The 17,301-nt window shown below is 63.0% G+C and carries 14 protein-coding genes and 1 tRNA gene; 11 read left to right on the top strand and 4 right to left on the bottom strand.

Annotation, left to right across the window (positions count from 1 at the left end; genetic code table 11):
• Positions 1-74: 74 nt before the first annotated feature.
• From ACR30Z_RS00940 to ACR30Z_RS00925, 4 genes are all read right to left on the bottom strand, one after another.
• A tRNA-Arg gene (locus ACR30Z_RS00940) sits at positions 75-147 on the bottom strand.
• Between the two features lie 105 nt (positions 148-252).
• The gene (locus tag ACR30Z_RS00935; protein WP_434370976.1) at positions 253-1,755 is read right to left on the bottom strand and encodes an FAD-dependent oxidoreductase; all 1,503 of its coding nucleotides are present in this window, start codon (positions 1,753-1,755) and stop codon (positions 253-255) included.
• The gene (locus ACR30Z_RS00930) at positions 1,752-2,624 is read right to left on the bottom strand and encodes an FAD:protein FMN transferase (protein ID WP_434370975.1); all 873 of its coding nucleotides are present in this window, start codon (positions 2,622-2,624) and stop codon (positions 1,752-1,754) included. Before ACR30Z_RS00930 ends, ACR30Z_RS00935 begins: the two co-directional genes overlap by 4 nt.
• Before the next feature lie 5 nt (positions 2,625-2,629).
• Positions 2,630-3,109: an FMN-binding protein gene (locus ACR30Z_RS00925; protein ID WP_434370974.1), complete on the bottom strand. Its 480-nt coding sequence runs from the start codon at positions 3,107-3,109 to the stop codon at positions 2,630-2,632.
• A 250-nt stretch (positions 3,110-3,359) separates the two neighbouring features.
• Here ACR30Z_RS00925 and argS point away from each other — a divergent pair, with 250 nt between their 5' ends.
• The 11 genes from argS (at position 3,360) to ACR30Z_RS00870 (ending at position 17,249) form a co-directional block, all read left to right on the top strand.
• Positions 3,360-5,009, top strand: a complete 1,650-nt coding sequence (gene argS / locus ACR30Z_RS00920; protein ID WP_434370973.1) for an arginine--tRNA ligase — start codon at positions 3,360-3,362, stop codon at positions 5,007-5,009.
• A 4-nt stretch (positions 5,010-5,013) separates the two neighbouring features.
• Positions 5,014-6,486 carry a diaminopimelate decarboxylase gene (gene lysA / locus ACR30Z_RS00915; RefSeq protein WP_434370972.1) on the top strand — a complete coding sequence of 491 codons (1,473 nt, stop codon included), beginning with the start codon at positions 5,014-5,016 and terminating at the stop codon, positions 6,484-6,486.
• Positions 6,479-7,795 (top strand): homoserine dehydrogenase, encoded by a 1,317-nt coding sequence (locus tag ACR30Z_RS00910; protein ID WP_434370971.1) that lies wholly within the window; start codon positions 6,479-6,481, stop codon positions 7,793-7,795. Before lysA ends, ACR30Z_RS00910 begins: the two co-directional genes overlap by 8 nt.
• Entirely contained in the window at positions 7,796-8,899 is a 1,104-nt protein-coding gene (gene thrC, locus ACR30Z_RS00905; RefSeq protein WP_144649808.1) for a threonine synthase, read from the top strand. It begins immediately after the preceding gene.
• A gap of 2 nt (positions 8,900-8,901) precedes the next feature.
• On the top strand, positions 8,902-9,876 hold the full coding sequence (gene thrB / locus ACR30Z_RS00900; RefSeq protein ID WP_144649806.1) for a homoserine kinase: 975 nt from the start codon (positions 8,902-8,904) through the stop codon (positions 9,874-9,876).
• Between the two features lie 304 nt (positions 9,877-10,180).
• The gene (gene rho, locus ACR30Z_RS00895) at positions 10,181-12,316 is read left to right on the top strand and encodes a transcription termination factor Rho (protein WP_434370970.1); all 2,136 of its coding nucleotides are present in this window, start codon (positions 10,181-10,183) and stop codon (positions 12,314-12,316) included.
• 253 nt (positions 12,317-12,569) lie between these two features.
• Entirely contained in the window at positions 12,570-13,643 is a 1,074-nt protein-coding gene (gene prfA / locus ACR30Z_RS00890) for a peptide chain release factor 1 (RefSeq protein WP_014922181.1), read from the top strand.
• 43 nt (positions 13,644-13,686) lie between these two features.
• Entirely contained in the window at positions 13,687-14,559 is an 873-nt protein-coding gene (gene prmC / locus ACR30Z_RS00885; RefSeq protein ID WP_434370969.1) for a peptide chain release factor N(5)-glutamine methyltransferase, read from the top strand.
• Between the two features lie 12 nt (positions 14,560-14,571).
• Positions 14,572-15,510, top strand: coding sequence for an L-threonylcarbamoyladenylate synthase (locus tag ACR30Z_RS00880; RefSeq protein ID WP_434370968.1), 939 nt, complete (start codon positions 14,572-14,574; stop codon positions 15,508-15,510).
• Entirely contained in the window at positions 15,507-16,292 is a 786-nt protein-coding gene (locus tag ACR30Z_RS00875; RefSeq protein WP_144649800.1) for a WecB/TagA/CpsF family glycosyltransferase, read from the top strand. Before ACR30Z_RS00880 ends, ACR30Z_RS00875 begins: the two co-directional genes overlap by 4 nt.
• Positions 16,293-17,249: a glycosyltransferase gene (locus ACR30Z_RS00870; RefSeq protein WP_434370967.1), complete on the top strand. Its 957-nt coding sequence runs from the start codon at positions 16,293-16,295 to the stop codon at positions 17,247-17,249.
• The last annotated feature ends 52 nt before the right edge of the window (positions 17,250-17,301 follow it).

The following is a 17,301-nucleotide window of genomic DNA, read 5'->3' as shown; positions in this document are numbered from 1 at the left end:
AAGCCTTGAACTGATAGTCGGAATCCGGCAGACAAAAATACCCCCGCCAGCAGGACTGGCGGGGGTATTCATTGTGCCCTCGATAGGATTCGAACCTACGGCCTTCTGCTCCGGAGGCAGACGCTCTATCCCCTGAGCTACGAGGGCATCCAGGGTTCCCTCCGTTGCCGGTGGGACGTCCTAGAGCTTAGCAGCCACTGCGCCGCAAAGGAAAACCCGGCGCGGCGGACGTATGTACTGGTCAGCAGCGAGTCAGTACCCGGCAAACGAGTCCACATGGACCCGCCGGGCTCCCGCCCCACGTGCAGCAGCGCGCAGGGATTCAACACTCGAAGGCGAACCTGAGACGAACACTTCCCTGTCCGCGATATCCGGTACCAGCTCCTTGAGGCGTGTTGCATCGATCCGGGACGAGCCGGCGTCGATCATGAATTCCGGGGGAGTGGAGCCGTCGGCGAGCCTTGCGATGACCGCTGCTCCCGATGCTTCCAGCTGCTCAACGCAGGCCAACTCGTCGCGCCCCTTCGCCAGGTACAGCACCACGGTGTCGCGGGCGGTGCCGTCGGCTGCAAGTTGCGACAAGAAAGGTGTGATCCCGATGCCTGCGGCTATCAGCAGGACCGGCTTCCCGGCGTCGTGCGGTAACAGGAAGTCCCCACCAACAGCCGTCGCCGAGACGCTGTCCCCAGGGCGAAGTGCCAGGAGAGCCTTCTTGGCCGTCGACAAGGGCTCTGCAGTACCGACGCCGAAAGTTACCTCCGGCGCGCCGGGGGCACTGGTGATGCTGAAGACCCTCCGGCGGCCCTTGCCGTCGGAACTGGAATGCGGAAGGTTGAGTTCCATGAACTGGCCGGCGGCGAAACGGACCGGCCGTTGCGGTTCGAACCTGAATTCCGTGCTGCCGGGGGTGAGGGCGCGCGAACCCTTGAAGGTCAATTCCACTCCGCCGCGCTGTCCCAGGAAGAACGCGGCGAGGTTGCCCAGCAGGAGTGCCAGTTCGGGGGAGTTGGCCACGAAGCCAAAGTTGTAAGGAACAGCAAAAACAACACCCACGACGGCGGCAAGCGCTAACTGTTGCCAGCGGCGCGGAGGCAGGGTGAGGGGCTCCGAGAGCATGAAGCCCACGAAGAAGAGGAGCGGCCGCTGCGCCAGCGACTGCCACAAGGCCTGGCCAAAGGTCATGCTGCGGCCCAGAAGCTCAATGGTGATGATGCTCGTGGAGGCCGCCAGGAACACCCCGGCCATGAGCAGTTTTCGGGTGCGGTAGAGGACAGCCAGCACACCGGGCACCAAGAGCCACAGCATCGCCGGAGTGGCTGCCCACCACGTGGCGATGTTCAGCCCGGTCAGGCCGGTTATGAACGCACCGGCCGCGGCAGGATTGAAGATGTGCCGTCCGCGAAACGCCAAGGCGTACTTGGAAACACTTGCCAGCACGCAAGCCAAGGCCACGCCCGCCATGTCAGTGGCTCCGAAGGTAGGCCAGAACAGGAAGTAGAGCAGCAGCCCGGTGATGAGCGACGACTCCGTGTGCGGCTTGACCCGGAACACCACAGCGAGAAGGCGGTTGGAGGCATAAGTGACGCCCAGGCACAGCGCCAGATGCGCCAGCATTTGGGGAAGCCCGAAGGTCAGCCACCCCAACACGTTCAGAAGCATGCTGTAGGCGACCAGCACGCCCAATACCCAGAGGACCAGACGGTACATGGTGAAGCGGCCCAGCCAGGTGTCCAGTCGGGACTTAGCGGCAATCATGTGAACAGTCTCCCCTCAAAACGCCTCGAAAACGTGGCAGCGCCATTTGAGGACACTCTGAGCCACGAGAAATCGAAGTCCTCCTCCAACGAGGAAGGTTCCATCATGAACATGGCCGTGGCCAAGGCATCGGCCACCATGGCGCTCGCAGCCAAGGTCCACGTCGCCACTGTGGTTTCGATGGGCTTGCCCGTGGTGCCATCCAGGACATGGTGCAGCCCGTCACCCCATGCACGCCGATTCGAAGCCGACGCGCACAGTGCAGAATTCTGCAATTCCAGGGTGCCGATGGCTTGCTTGGGGTTGTAGGGGTGCTCCAACGCCACGGTGACCGGCTGGCTTCCAGCATGCAGCATGTCGCCGCTGCCATCCACCAGGAAATCGCTGTGCCCGGAGGCGCGCAGGACTTCGCCCAGGAGATCCACGAGCTGGCCTTTTCCGGCGGCACCGATGTCCAGGACCAGCGGCTCCTTGGCGGTCAGCTGTGTGCCGGACCACTCCAGGACGTCTTCCCACCGCGGCGCAGCCTCGGGGTTGCCCGAAGGTTTCAGGGTGTAGCCGGCATCGTAACCCAGCCGTTCGAGGCTGCTGCCAATGAGTGGGGTCATGGCGGCGTCACTGAGTCGATAGAGCGTCGAATAGAGGCTTTGGAGGGCCACTGCGTGCTCCGGAAGCGTGATGCTCCCAGGGCCCCGGGACAGACCGGAGACCAGCGAATCCTGCCGGAACCGAGACCACGTCGCGTCGTACGCTGCGACTGTCTGAAGCAGTTGGTGACTGACAGTGGGAGCCAGCACCTCCGGCGTCGAAATTTCCCACTGCGTACCGATCCCTTCGAAGCTGAAGCTGCTCCAGCCAGGGTGCGGCATGGCTGCTACTTGGCCTGGGACTTGATCTGTTCCACGGCTTCGTTGAAGCCGCCGGAAGTCAGGGATGACCCTGCAACCTTGGAGACATTGAGTTCGTCGATGTCCTTGCCCACGATCTGGGCGGCGATGCCACTGGCGAACTCGCCCTGGAACTTCTTGGTGTTCGGGTTGGAAGGGTGCACCGTGATGTTGACGGCGGATACCTTGTCAGCGGTGAGCGTCAGTTCAACGCCCACCGTTTCCTGGCCATTGGGCGACGTGTAGGTGCCATCGGAGCTGTAGGTTCCGTCCTTATACGTCGACTCACCGCTGGCGGCGGCCGCGCCAGACGACGAAGGGCTGGTGGTGGAGGCCTGCCCGCCATTCTGGGTGGCGGGGGTTTGGGTGGACGGGGACTCCGTGGTGGGAGCGCACGCAGCGGCTGTTCCCATGATGGAGAGACCTGCGATACCAACGTAGAGGCTCTTGCGGAGTGGCGTAGTCATGATTCTGCTCGTTTCAACTGGACAAGATTGGTCGATGGGCAATGGAGTCAAAGACAGTGAAGTCGACGGACACTGGGTTGCTTCGGGAGGACCAACGAGGCCACCTCCTACGTCTTCACAACGTTGAATTCAGCGTAATGGTTCAGTCTGTGGCGCCCGATAGCTGTTCCTGTGTGCTGGCTGTGTCCACATTTTCCACATAAAGGACCCTCAATTCCGCGACTTTGCAGGCCCCCGGTAGGCTAGATGCGTGACTCCCGAAGAACTCTCTGCTGCCATATCCGCCTGCCTTAAGGACGCCGTCTCTACCGGTGAAATCGCCTTGACGGAATCTGCTGTGCCCGACGCCGTGCGAGTGGAGCGACCCAAGAACAGGGATCACGGAGACTGGGCCACCAACATCGCCCTGCAGTTGTCCAAGCAGGCCGGTATGAATCCCCGCGAATTCGCCGGCATCCTCAGTAACCATTTGCAGGGTATTCCCGGCGTTACCGGAGTGGAAATCGCTGGGCCGGGCTTCCTGAACATCACGGTGGATGCGGCAACGGCGGGTGCCCTTGCCAAAGCCATTGTTGAGGCCGGAACCTCGTACGGGACCAACACGGCGCTCGCAGGCCGCGTGGTCAACATGGAATTCGTTTCCGCCAACCCCACGGGTCCGCTGCATATCGGACACACGCGCTGGGCTGCCTTGGGCGACGCCATCGCCCGTGTCCTGCGTGCCTCGGGAGCCGACGTCACGGCCGAGTATTACATCAACGACGCCGGCTCGCAGATGAACGTCTTCGCCAACTCCGTGCTCTCCCGCCTTCACGGCCGGGGCGTCCCGGAGGGCGGCTACCCGGGCGAATACATCCGCGAACTCGGTGACGAAGTCCTGAAGGCACATCCGGACATCCGCGAGCTGACGGATGAGGCCGCGCTGCCGGTCATTCGCGCCGCTGCCTACGAGGCACAGATGGCCGACATCAAGTCAACGTTGGCTGAATTCGGCGTGGAGTTCGATGTCTTCTTCTCGGAAAAGGAACTGCACGACGCCGGCGCCATCGAATCTGCCGTGGCCCGCCTTCGCGAGCAGGGCCATGTATTCGACGACGGCGGTGCCGTCTGGTTGCGCACCACCGACTTCGGCGACGACAAAGACCGTGTCATGATCCGTGCCAACGGTGAACCGACGTACTTCGCTGCTGACGCTGCCTACTACCTTTCCAAGAAGGACCGTGGGTTTACCGAAAAGATCTACCTCCTCGGTGCCGACCACCACGGGTACATCAACCGCCTGAAGGCCATTGCGGCCTGCGCTGGAGACGACCCCGAGGTCAACATCGAGGTCCTGATCGGGCAGCTCGTGTCAGTCAATGGTGCCAAGCTGTCAAAGCGTGCAGGCAACATCATCGAGTTGAAGAACCTCATTTCCTGGCTCGGCAAGGACGCAGTCCGCTACTCACTGGCGCGTTTCCCTGCTGACTCGCCGTTGACCCTGGACCCCGAGCTGTTGAAGAAGCACAGCAACGAGAACCCCGTCTTCTACGTGCAGTACGCGCACGCCCGTTCCCGCGGCACGGCACGCAACGCCGCCGAGGCAGGCGTGGATCGCTCGGTCTTCGACGCGTCGCTGCTCGATCACGCCACGGAAAACGAGTTGCTGTCCTACCTCGGCAGCTACCCGTCCATCGTCGCCAAGGCAGCGGAACTGCGCGAGCCGCACCGTGTGGCCCGCCATCTCGAAGTCATCGCGGGTGCGTACCACCGCTGGTACGACGCTTGCCGCGTTTCCCCGCTGGGAGACGAACCTGTTCAGGACGTCAACCGCACTCGCCTGTGGCTGAACGACGCCACCAGCCAGGTGCTCGCCAACGGACTCGAACTGCTGGGCGTCTCGGCGCCGGAACGGATGTAGGGAAATGAACACAGACGTTGCACACGCTTCTCCGCTTGCGCCGGAGTGGCTGGCCGTTCCCGGGGACCTCAATGCCCTGCAGGCGCCGATGTGGGCGGCCGGAGTCGAGAAGAACGACGCCGGCGAGGTCACCATCGACGGGATTCCTGTCAGTGTGCTCAAGGAACAGTTCGGCACCCCGCTTTTCGTGATGAGTGAATCGGACTTCCGTTCCCGTGCCCGGGCGTTCAAGAACGCCTTTGATGCAGCATTCGAGGACATTTGTGGGGGAGTGGACGTCTACTACGCCGGCAAGTCGTTCCTTTGCACCGCCGTAGCCAGCTGGGTGGCCGACGAGGGCCTGCGCCTGGACACCTGCTCCGGCGGTGAGCTTGCTGTTGCCGCCCGGGCGGGAATTGAGGGGGCCCACCTTGGGCTGCACGGCAATAACAAGTCGGATGCCGAAATCAACCGTGCCTTGGACATGGCGGTTGGCAGGATCGTGGTGGACAGCCTCGATGAACTTGAGCGCGTAGCCAAGATCGCGTCCAGCCGGGGCGAGACAGCCAAGGTCATGCTCCGTCTGACCCCTGGCGTGCACGCCCACACCCATGAGTTCATTGCCACCGCCCACGAGGACCAGAAGTTCGGCCTTTCCATGGCAGAGGACTCCACCGAGGAAGCAGGGCTGTCCGCAGCCGAGGAAGCGGTAGCAGCAGCCACGTCCTATCCCAGCATCGAACTGCTGGGCCTGCACTGCCACATCGGCTCCCAGATCTTTGAACCGGACGGCTTTGCCGTGGCAGCGGAAAAGCTCCTTGGCTTCCTTGCTGCCATGCAGGCCAAGTACTCCATCCACTTGCCTGAGCTGGACCTCGGTGGTGGGTACGGCATTGCCTACACCCCGGTGGACACTCCCCGGCCGCCAGCCGAGATCGCTCAGGCGATGGCCGCCGTCGTGCGTTCCACATGTAGTGAGCTTGGCATTACGCCTCCGCGAATCTCCATTGAACCGGGACGCGCCATCGTAGGCAGCACCACGTTCACCCTCTATGAAGTCGGCACCCTCAAAACCGTGCGTGTTGACGCTCCGGAGGGTGCAATAGGGCAGGAGAACGTTACGTATCCGCGGCGCTATGTGTCGGTGGACGGCGGCATGAGTGACAACGCCCGTCCAGTGCTTTACGACGCGGATTATTCGGCAATTTTGGCCTCCCGGGACTCGGAGGCGGCACCGCAGCTGTCCCGAGTAGTGGGCAAACATTGCGAGAGCGGCGACATAGTTGTTAGAGATGTATATCTGCCCGCGGATGTGGCAGCCGGTGATTTGCTCGCAGTACCGGGTACCGGCGCCTACTGCTGGGCCCTCTCCAGCAACTACAACTACCTGGCCCGGCCTGGCGTTGTCGCTGTACGCGACGGAGCCGCCCGGCTGATTGTCCGCGGGGAAACCGAAGAAGATCTCTTGAACCGCGACATGGGAGTGGCGAATGTCTGAAGTGCGAACCTTGAAGGTGGCCCTGCTGGGCTGTGGCAACGTTGGGGCCCAGGTTGCGCGGATTCTGATTGACGACGCCGAGGCCCTCGCTGCCCGCAGCGGTGCCCGTCTGGAACTGTCAGGCATTGCCGTGCGCAACATCGACTCCCCGCGCGATGTCGAATTGCCCCGTGAGCTGTTCACCACGGACGCCGACACCCTGGTCAAGGATGCAGACCTGGTCATCGAACTGATCGGCGGCATTGAGCCGGCCCGTTCGTTAATCCTGACGGCCATCCAGAACGGCGCCTGTGTCGTCACCGGGAACAAGGCCCTGCTTGCGCAGGACGGACCCACGCTGTACGAAGAGGCTGATAAGGCCGGCGTCCAGCTGTCCTACGAGGCCGCTGTGGCGGGCGCAATCCCGATCCTGCGACCGATCCGCGACAGCTTGTCCGGAGACCGCATCACTCGTGTGCTGGGCATCGTCAACGGCACCACCAACTTCATCCTTGACCAAATGGACAGCACCGGTGCTCAGTTCGCAGATGCCCTCGCCGAAGCGCAGCGCCTCGGATACGCCGAAGCCGACCCCACCGCAGACGTCGAAGGCCACGACGCAGCAGCGAAGGCAGCGATCCTTGCGTCGCTGTCTTTCCACACACGCTTTTCCCTGGACGATGTCTACTGCGAAGGCATCACCAAGGTCAGCGCCGAAGACATCGCTTCAGCCAAGGAAGCCGGCTTCGTCATCAAGCTTCTTGCCATCGCCGAGAAGATTGGCTCCTCGGACAACGGCAGCGGCATTTCCGTGCGGGTGCACCCCACCCTTCTGCCGCGCGAACACCCGCTGGCGGCCGTCCGCGGAGCCTTCAACGCTGTCTTCATCGAGGCAGAGAACGCCGGGGAGCTGATGTTCTACGGCCAGGGGGCCGGTGGAACCCCCACCGCTTCCGCCGTGCTGGGCGACCTCGTCTCTGCTGCTCGCAGGCTGGTGCTGGGCGGCCCGGGCCGTACCGAAACCACCACGGGCCACGTCCCGGCGCTTGCCATCGACGCCTCCAACACGAGCTACTACATCGGTCTGGACGTCGCTGACCAAGCCGGTGTGCTGGCCCGGATTGCCCACATCTTTGCGGAAAACGGCGTTTCCATCGAAATCATGCGCCAGACGATCCACCGCGACTCTGCCTCGAACGTTGAGTCGGCCGAGCTGAAGATCGTGACGCACCGTGCGTCCGAAGCTGCACTCGCAGCAACCGTTGAGGCCGTAAAAGGCCTGGACGTCATCAATTCTGTAACATCCGTTCTGCGGGTAGAAGGGGTCTAAGTGGCTCACCAATGGCGCGGAGTAATCCGTGAATATGCTGATCGTTTGCCCGTAACGGAAGCCACCAAGGTCATCACCCTCGGCGAGGGCGGAACTCCGCTTGTCCACGCCCGGAAGCTTTCCGAACTGACCGGCTCAGAGGTCTACCTCAAGGTCGAGGGCATGAACCCGACCGGTTCCTTCAAGGACCGCGGCATGACTATGGCAATGACGGCTGCTGTCGAAGCAGGAGCCAAGGCAGTCGTGTGCGCCTCCACCGGCAACACGTCCGCCTCGGCTGCGGCCTATGCCACAGCCGCCGGCCTCAAGTGTGCCGTGCTGGTGCCCGAGGGAAAGATCTCCATGGGCAAGCTGAGCCAGGCCATCGCACATGGTGCCACCTTGCTGCAGGTTGACGGCAACTTCGACAACTGCCTGGACATCGCTCGTAAGCTTGGCGAGGCCTACCCGGTGTTCCTGGTGAACTCCGTGAACCCTGCCCGCATCCAGGGCCAGAAGACCGGCGCTTTCGAAGTTGTTGACTCCCTGGGCGATGCCCCCGACATCCATGTGCTGCCCGTCGGGAACGCCGGCAACATCAGCGCCTACTGGAAGGGTTACAAGGAGTACTCCGCTCCCTTCGAAACTGCCAATGGGACGCTGCCGGCAGTGTCCACCAAGACGCCCATCATGTGGGGTTTCCAAGCTGCAGGTGCCGCGCCGTTCGTTGCGGGACACCCCATCACCGAGCCTGACACGATTGCCACAGCCATCCGAATCGGCAACCCTGCTTCATGGGACACCGCCGTCGCGGCCCGCGACGAATCGGGCGGACTGATTGAGGCCGTCACGGATGACGAGATCCTGGCCGCACACCGCTGGCTGTCAGCCAAGGAAGGCGTCTTCGTCGAACCCGGCTCCGCTGCCGGGGTTGCGGGCCTGATCAAGAAGCACGCTGCAGGCGAGGTTCCCTCGGGCAAGACCATCGTTATCACTGTCACCGGCCACGGGCTCAAGGATCCGCAGTGGGCCCTCCGCACCGAAGACGGCAGTGACGTCCAGCCCGTCAAGGTGCCGAACGACGTCGTGACCGTTGCCGCAGAACTGGGACTGGAAGAAAACTAAGAGTGGAATCAACGCAGCCCACCGCGACTGATCGTGCACTTGTCGCGGCAGGCCAGCGGCTGACCGTCAAGGTCCCCGGTACGAGTGCCAACCTGGGCCCCGGCTACGACAGCCTCGGCTTGGCCCTGTCCATTTACGACACCCTGACGGTGGAGACGCTGAGCACCGGAGAGCTCGAGTTCGAGCTCTCCGGTGAGGGCGCTGACACCCTCCCGCGCGATGCCAGCCACCTGGTTGTCCGTGCCATCGACCTGGCGTTGGACCGCCTCGGCTTCCAGCGGTCCGGCCTGAGAATCACTGCTGACAATGTCAACCCCCATGGGCGCGGATTGGGCTCTTCCGCCTCCGCTGTGGTTGCAGCTGTCACGGCCGCCAACGCGTTGGTGCCCGCGGAGTCACAGCAGAACCGCGATTGGATCCTGCAGCTGACCAGCGAGATGGAAGGCCATCCGGACAACGTCGCACCTGCGATTTTCGGCGGACTCGCGCTGTCATGGCAGGACAGCGAGCAGTACAGCAGTACCCATGCCGACGTCGCGCCGACCGTCATTCCCGTAGTGGCCGTCCCGGACTACGAGTTGTCCACGGAGACCGCGCGTGGTTTGCTCCCGGCATCCGTTGGTCACCATGCAGCTGCCATGAATTCCGGGCGGGCCGCCTTGCTGATCCATGCGCTGACGGCCCAACCTGAGTTCCTGTTGCCTGGTACCGAGGATTACCTTCACCAGAGCTACCGTGCCCAGGCCATGCGCCCCAGTGCTGACCTCATTGCCGCCCTTCGAACAGCCGGTCACGCGGCAGTCGTTTCCGGAGCAGGACCCACCGTGATGGTGCTGGCAAACGGCGAAGGCGAAGCGGCTGCGGTTGTTGATTTCATTGAGGCATTCACCTCGTCCAACACACCCGACGTTGGTTGGCGCGTGATGACGCTGGCTGTGGACGTTCAAGGTGCTAGAGTGGAAGTGCACCGCCGGTAAAGCCGCGGGCAGTTCCCTGATTTTGGATTTCGGTGGTTTCGCCGTACCTTTCGTCAACTGTGCCAACGTTGGTGGTGTCGTCTCTTTCCGGCCTGTCTCAGGTGCCGCAGAACTCTCTGTTTCCTGATTATTCAGCCGGCTGTCCGGGCAACTGGATCCAGTGAAGACGATCAGTATCCGGCCCTGTTGGCCACAATCCATCAGGCACGGCCAAATTCACCGGCTGCAGATCTGAACTGCAGCCCAGAACAAATCATCGCGTCCAGCTCTCGCTCTGGACGCCGTCGAGGGGGAAGGATCCTTCGTGACAGAAACCACTGAGCTGGCTTCAGCTGTGGACACAACATCTTCTGCTGCTGAGTCGTCAACTGCAGCAACCACCAAGAGCAGCGGCCTTGCAGGCCTTAAGCTCGCCCAGCTCCAGGCTCTCGCGAGCCAGCTGGGCATCTCCGGGGGATCCCGTATGCGCAAGGGGGACTTGGTCACGGCCATTTCGGCCCATCGTGCCGGTACCTCCACTGCCAAAGCACCGGCCAAGGCCACGGCTCCGGCAAAGGGAGCCACGGCTGTGGCCAAGGAAGCCCCGGCTGCCAAGTCCAAGGCCGCTGACGCCGGTGCTGCCGCTGAGGTTGCTGCCGAGACTCCGGCTGAGGAAGCACCCCGCAGCCGTGGACGTGGCCGCAGCCGCCGCGCCACCAGCGATGGTGTTGTGGCAGCACCGGAAACCGCTGCTGCTCCCGCGGAAGCGGCAACGGCAACGGCACCCGAAGCTGCCACTCCGGCAGCAGCCGAAGCTACCGACGCCGGTACCGAGCGTCGTCAGCCGCGCACCCGCAACCGCCGCCGTGGCGAAGCTGCCGCAGCCCCCGCTGAAGCAGCAGAGGCCCCGGCAACGGAGCAGCGCGAGCAGCGGGCTGACCGTACCGAACAGCGTGAGCAGCGTGCTGACCGCACAGAGCAGCGTGAGCAGCGTGCCGACCGCACAGAACAGCGCGAGCAGCGTGAGCAGTCCGATTCGGGCGACCAGCAGCGCGAACGCCGCGACAACACCCGTGGACGCCGCGAAGACAACAACGACGGCGAGGACGGCGGCAACCGCCGTAACCGCCGCAACCGTCGTGACCGCAATGACCAGAACGACCGGAGCGATCGTCGGGGAGGTCAGGACAGCCGTGACGGCGGCAACACCCGCAGCGATCGCTTCCGCGACCGCAATGAGCGTCGTCGTGGCCGTGCGCAGGGACCGGACGTTGACGACGTCGAGGTCACTGAGGACGATGTGCTGCTTCCCGTTGCAGGCATCCTGGACGTCCTGGAGAACTACGCGTTCATCCGTACGTCCGGCTACCTCCCGGGCGCGAACGACGTCTACGTCTCCTTGGCACAGGTCAAGAAGTACAACCTCCGCAAGGGCGACGCCGTTGTCGGCGCCATCCGTGCACCGCGTGACGGCGAAGACCGCAGCCAGCAGTCGGCCCGCCAGAAGTTCAACGCCCTGGTTCGCGTCACTTCCGTCAACGGCAAGACGCCGGAAGAACTCAAGGACCGTGTCGAGTTCGCCAAGCTCGTACCGCTGTACCCGTCCGAGCGCCTGCGCCTCGAGACCGACCCCAAGAAGATCGGCCCGCGTGTCATCGACCTCGTGGCTCCGATCGGCAAGGGCCAGCGTGGCCTGATCGTCTCCCCGCCGAAGGCCGGCAAGACGCTCATCCTGCAGTCCATCGCGAACGCAATCACCACCAACAACCCTGAGGTCCACCTCATGATGGTGCTGGTTGACGAACGTCCCGAAGAAGTCACGGACATGCAGCGCACGGTCAAGGGCGAGGTCATTGCCTCCACCTTCGACCGTCCCGCCGACGACCACACCACGGTGGCCGAGCTCTCCATCGAGCGTGCCAAGCGCCTCGTGGAAATGGGCATGGACGTGGTGGTCCTCCTGGACTCCATGACCCGCCTGGGCCGTGCCTACAACCTGGCAGCACCGGCCTCCGGCCGTATCCTGTCCGGTGGTGTGGACTCCGCAGCCCTGTACCCGCCCAAGCGTTTCTTCGGCGCAGCCCGCAACATCGAGAATGGTGGCTCGCTCACCATCCTGGCAACGGCTCTGGTGGAGACCGGTTCCAAGATGGACGAAGTCATCTTCGAAGAGTTCAAGGGCACCGGCAACATGGAGCTCCGCTTGTCCCGCCAGCTGGCAGACAAGCGCATCTTCCCGGCCGTGGACGTCAACGCGTCCGGCACGCGCCGCGAAGAGAACCTGCTCTCGCCTGAAGAAGTCAAGATCATGTGGAAGCTGCGCCGCGTCCTTTCCGGCCTGGAGCAGCAGCAGAGCCTTGAGCTGCTGACCAACAAGATCCGGGAGACACAGAGCAACGTCGAGTTCCTCATGCAGGTACAGAAGACGACGCTCGGAGCGAAGTCGGACAACGACAAATAGCGTTATCTGGGGTGGGGCCGTCGAGTAATATTGCCGGCCCCGCCCCTTCGCGTTGCTGCTGACGTACTGCGTACGTCAGCAGCAACGCTACGACAGGCCCGATGCCACTCCCGGGCCGGCAATATTACTCGACGGCGGTCAGGTCACCTTGGGCGTTGCCGTCACCTTCGCTGGCCGGCTTATTTGAGCGGTTGGTCGTTAAGACACCAATCGTCGCAACTAGACTTGTCTGCGAGTCGAAAGAGGTTTGAAAATGTTTGAGTCCGTACAGGGATTGCTTGATGAGCATGCTGCTATCCAGGCGCAGTTGAGCGATCCTGCCGTTTATGCCGATCAATCTGCTGCCAGGAAATTGGGGCGGCGGTCCGCTCAGCTTCAGGGCATTGTGGAGGCGTACAACAAGTGGCGCGGACTCAATGACGATCTGGAAGCGGCCAAGGAAATGGCTGACGAGGATCCCGAATTTGCTGCCGAGGTTGTGCAGTTGGAGGAGCAGATACCGGCGGCACAGGAGCGTCTGCGCCGCCTGTTGATCCCGCGCGATCCGGACGATGCCCGCAACGTCATCCTTGAAGTGAAGGGTGGCGAAGGTGGCGACGAAGCCGCCTTGTTCGCTGGCGACCTTCTGCGCATGTACATGCGTTATGCCGAATCGCGCGGCTGGAAGACCGAAATGATTTCCGCCACCGAGTCCGATCTTGGTGGCTACAAGGATGTCGCCGTGGCGATCAAGGGCAACTCGAATGATCCCGCGCAGGGCGTTTTTGCCCGATTGAAGTTTGAGGGCGGCGTACACCGTGTGCAGCGCGTCCCCGTTACTGAATCGCAGGGACGCATCCACACCTCGGCCGCCGGCGTTCTGGTGCTTCCCGAAGTGGACGAGCCCGAAGAACTCGAGATCAACCAGAACGACCTCAAGATCGACGTCTACCGGTCCTCCGGTCCCGGTGGGCAGTCCGTGAACACCACCGACTCGGCCGTCCGCATCACCCACTTGCCCACGGGCATCGTCGTCGCCATGCAGAACGAGAAGTCGCAGTTGCAGAACCGCGAAGCCGGCATGCGCGTCCTCCGCGCCCGACTCCTTGCCCACCAGCAGGAACAGATCGACGCCGCCAACTCCGAGCAGCGTAAGTCGCAGATCCGGACCATGGACCGTTCGGAGCGCATCCGCACGTACAATTTCCCGGAAAACCGCATTGCAGACCACCGCACGGGCTACAAGGCCTATAACCTCGACGCCGTAATGAACGGCGATCTTGAACCGGTCATCCAGTCGGCCATTGAAGCGGACGAACAGGCACGCCTGGACGCCATCGGCGAATAGCCGCACCCCAAGCGCCCACGAATTCAGCAATCAGGGTTCATCCATGACGTTTTATCAAGGCCAGAGCCTCGCGGAAGCTGTTCGCGAGGCTACTGCCGTTTTATCCGACGCCGGTGTCCCGAGCCCGCAGGTGGATGCAGAGTTGCTCGCCGACCACCTGCTCGGAGTGGGCCTCGGTCGTCTGCGTGCCATGTTGCTCGGCGATGCCTCGGCTCCCGAAGGCTATGGAGAACTGGTGGAGGAGCGTGCCGGACGCGTCCCACTGCAGCACATCACCGGCGTCGCGTATTTCCGCCATCTTGAGTTGCGTGTGGGGCCGGGAGTCTTCATTCCCCGACCCGAAACTGAATCGGTGGTCCAATTGGTCATCGATCACGTCTCGGCAATGGAACATCCCAAGGTGGTGGACCTCGGCACCGGTTCCGGTGCCATCGCAGGCTCCATCGCCCACGAGGTGCCGGGCGCTGACGTCCACGCCGTGGAATACAGCGCTCTGGCGCACGCGTGGGCTGCCGGAAACCTGAAACCCTTGGGCGTCACGCTGGTCCAGGGCGACCTGCGGGATGCCCTGCCCGAACACAACGGCACCTTCGACGTCGTGGTCTCCAATCCGCCCTACATCCCAGCCGAAGCGATACCCACGGAACCTGAAGTCGCACTGCATGATCCGCCGGAGGCGCTGTACGGTGGGGGAGCGGACGGCATGGAACTCCCGACGGCGGCAGCTGCCTCAGCGGCCCGCCTCCTGAAACCAGGCGGCTACTTCGTGATGGAACATGCGGAGGTCCAAGCGGGCTGGATCGCAGGAATGCTTCGACGCACGGGACGTTGGAATGACGTCACCACGCACTTTGACCTGAACGGCAAGGAACGTGCAACCAGCGCAGTGCTGGCGGGCACCGCTCCGGATGAGTGAAAGAATAGCGCTGTGACCACAACCTACAACTGCACTTCCGATGACCAGCGTGCTGAAGGACTTCAGCACGCCCAGCGTGCCATCAGCGAAAAGAAGTGCATCGTGCTGCCCACGGACACCGTCTATGGCATTGCCGCCGACGCCTTTTCGCCCCTGGCCGTGACCATGTTGCTGGCCTCTAAAGGACGCAGCAGGCAGATGCCTCCGCCGGTGTTGATCCCCCGGATCAATGCCTTGGACGGACTGGCGACCGATGTACCTGCTGATGCCCGGGCCCTCGCCCAGGCGTTCTGGCCGGGTGGCTTGACGCTGATCCTGCATGCCCAGCCCTCCTTGGACTGGGACCTCGGGGAGACCAAGGGCACCGTTGCCCTTCGGATGCCCGATGACCACCTTGCTTTGGACCTGTTGAGCATGACCGGACCCTTGGCGGTGTCGTCAGCAAACCGTACGGGCCAGGAAGCAGCGCAGACGGCTTCGGAGGCGCGCCTTCAGTTGGCAGAATCTGTTGAGGTCTACCTTGAAGGCGGGTTCCGGCCGGTGAAGGGCACCGCTGCCCTTCCGTCCACTATTGTCGATGCGACATCAACACCGTTCCGTGTGGTTCGTCAAGGGGCCATTGAACTCGAACGTCTCCGCGAGATCGTTCCTTCGATCCTGGGCTTTGGTGAGACCGTCCCGGTCGAAGCAGAGCCTGTTGAAGGCCAGCCTGCGGAACAATCGGCTCGGGACGAAGTGGGTGCGGGAGAAGCAACTCCCGAGGCGGAGGCTGTAGAGGAGGGCACCACGGCGGATGGTTCGCCGCTGGACGCAACCGAAGCCGCCGCCGTCGAGGTTTCAACGCCGGAGGCTGTTGCGTCCGACGCAGTGGAACCGGAGGCGACGGATCCCGAGGCAGTTGTCACTGATGCCGTTGGAATTGATGCCCCAAGAGAAGCCAAGCCCGAATGATTCCTGACCGCCAGCGCGTCCCCGTCCTGGACGTCGACGCTACTCCGTTGCGTGTCAATGAACTCATGGATGCTATGGCCGGCTTGATCGCTGACGGGACCCCCGGCACTGTGCTCGGACACAACCTGCACAGCATCACCCTGTTTCATTCCTGCCAGGATTTTCGTTCGCTCTACCAAAACAGCTCGATTGTCCTCTTGGACGGTGCCCCGGTCGCAATGCTCTGGGGGCTCGCGCACAGGCGGCAACTGCGGCTCCTTGGCCAGGGGACCATGTCCTACCGGCTCGGCTCGATGGACTGGATCCCGGAGCTCGGCAACGTTACTGGGCTGGAGCGCGTGGCCGTGATCGGCGCCGGTCGGGAGGCCAACACCACCGCCGTTGCCCGGTTGCGGTCCATCATTCCAGGCGCCACGGTGGATGGCATGCCCGGCGAAGGATGGGATGACGCCTTGGAGTCTGCTGTGGTGAAGTGGCTCAAGGAATTCCGCCCGCAGTTGGTTTTGCTTGGCTTGGGGATGCCACTTCAGGAGTCCGTGCTGCTTCGCAGGCTCGGACAACTTCCGCCGGCTGTTTACTGCACCGTAGGCGGAGCCATTGAGCAGGTAGCAGGAATCCAGAAACTGGCACCGCGCTGGCTCGGGCGCTTGGGGCTTGAATGGGCCTGGCGCCTGGTTCTCCACCCGGGCCGGGTTGCCTACCGAGTATTCGTTGAACCTTGGAAGCTGGCAGGCCTGTTGATTCGGCGTCGCTTTCAACCATCCAAGACCAAAGGCAAGTAAATGACGTCCCAACCCGTTGTGGTCGCTGTCGTGGTGACCTATAACCGGCGTGAACTCCTCCAGACCACTTTGGCGGGCATCGCCTCCGGCACCCGGGTGCCGGACGCCGTCGTCGTCGTGGACAACGCTTCCACGGATGGAACTGCCGAGTTCCTCCGTGACTACCAAGGACCGGTGACCACCGACGTCGTCACCCTGAATGCCAACGTTGGCGGTGCTGGCGGCTTTGTTGTTGGCATGGAACGTGCCCTCCTGGACCACGGTGCCCACCACGTGTGGATCATGGACGACGACACCGAACCGCAACCGAACGCACTCCGCGAGGCATTGGACGTTTCCCTGGCCTATCAGCAGGAGACAGGCCAGGCCCCGGCGTTCATCGCAAGCCGCGTGGTCTGGACCGACGGCCGGGACCACCCCATGAACCGTATGCGGCCCCGAATGGGCGCCAGCGAGGAAGCCCGCAGCACTGCTGCGCGCCTGGGTGCCACCCAGATCCGCAGCGCCTCTTTTGTATCCGTGCTGATCCGTGCCGACGAAATCAGGGAACATGGGCTGCCGATCGCGGACTACTTTATCTGGAACGACGATCTCGAATTCACCGCCAGGGTGTCCCGCCGAGGGACCGCGCTGACCACCAATGCGTCAGTGGCCAATCATCACACAAAGGTCTTTGGCGACGCCGGGGCTGACCCTGGCCCACGCTTCTACTACGAAGTCCGAAACAAGATTTGGGTTTATACGAGGTCGAATGCCCTGGCACCGTGGGAAAAGGTTCTGTTCACCGGCGCTTCGCTCCGGAACTGGACCCGTACCATTGCCGCCTCGCCCAACCGCAAAGTGCTGCTGGCCGGTCTTTTCAAGGGCCTGCGGCACAGCCTGAGGGCGCCGCGTTCCAACGCACAGGTGCTCGACGGAGTCTACGCATTGCGCAACGTCCAGGAGCCGGTCAGGTAAAGGCCACGCAGCTTAACCCCAGCCAAACAAGCTGGGCCCTGCGGCTGCGTCA

This window comes from Paenarthrobacter sp. FR1 (genome assembly GCF_051106045.1).
Taxonomy (GTDB): Bacteria; Actinomycetota; Actinomycetes; order Actinomycetales; family Micrococcaceae; genus Arthrobacter; species Arthrobacter nitroguajacolicus_A.
The sequence above is the reverse complement of the archived record's forward strand: the minus strand, read 5'-3'. Positions and strand labels throughout refer to the sequence as shown.

What these genes read in the sequence shown, in the direction of transcription:
- ACR30Z_RS00935 (WP_434370976.1), bottom strand. Translation starts at nt 1,755, where the DNA reads ATGATTGCCGCTAAGTCCCGACTGGACACCTGGCTGGGCCGCTTCACC.
- ACR30Z_RS00930 (WP_434370975.1), bottom strand. Translation starts at nt 2,624, where the DNA reads ATGCCGCACCCTGGCTGGAGCAGCTTCAGCTTCGAAGGGATCGGTACG.
- ACR30Z_RS00925 (WP_434370974.1), bottom strand. Translation starts at nt 3,109, where the DNA reads ATGACTACGCCACTCCGCAAGAGCCTCTACGTTGGTATCGCAGGTCTC.
- lysA (WP_434370972.1), top strand. Translation starts at nt 5,014, where the DNA reads ATGAACACAGACGTTGCACACGCTTCTCCGCTTGCGCCGGAGTGGCTG.
- ACR30Z_RS00910 (WP_434370971.1), top strand. Translation starts at nt 6,479, where the DNA reads ATGTCTGAAGTGCGAACCTTGAAGGTGGCCCTGCTGGGCTGTGGCAAC.
- prfA (WP_014922181.1), top strand. Translation starts at nt 12,570, where the DNA reads ATGTTTGAGTCCGTACAGGGATTGCTTGATGAGCATGCTGCTATCCAG.
- prmC (WP_434370969.1), top strand. Translation starts at nt 13,687, where the DNA reads ATGACGTTTTATCAAGGCCAGAGCCTCGCGGAAGCTGTTCGCGAGGCT.
- ACR30Z_RS00875 (WP_144649800.1), top strand. Translation starts at nt 15,507, where the DNA reads ATGATTCCTGACCGCCAGCGCGTCCCCGTCCTGGACGTCGACGCTACT.
- ACR30Z_RS00870 (WP_434370967.1), top strand. Translation starts at nt 16,293, where the DNA reads ATGACGTCCCAACCCGTTGTGGTCGCTGTCGTGGTGACCTATAACCGG.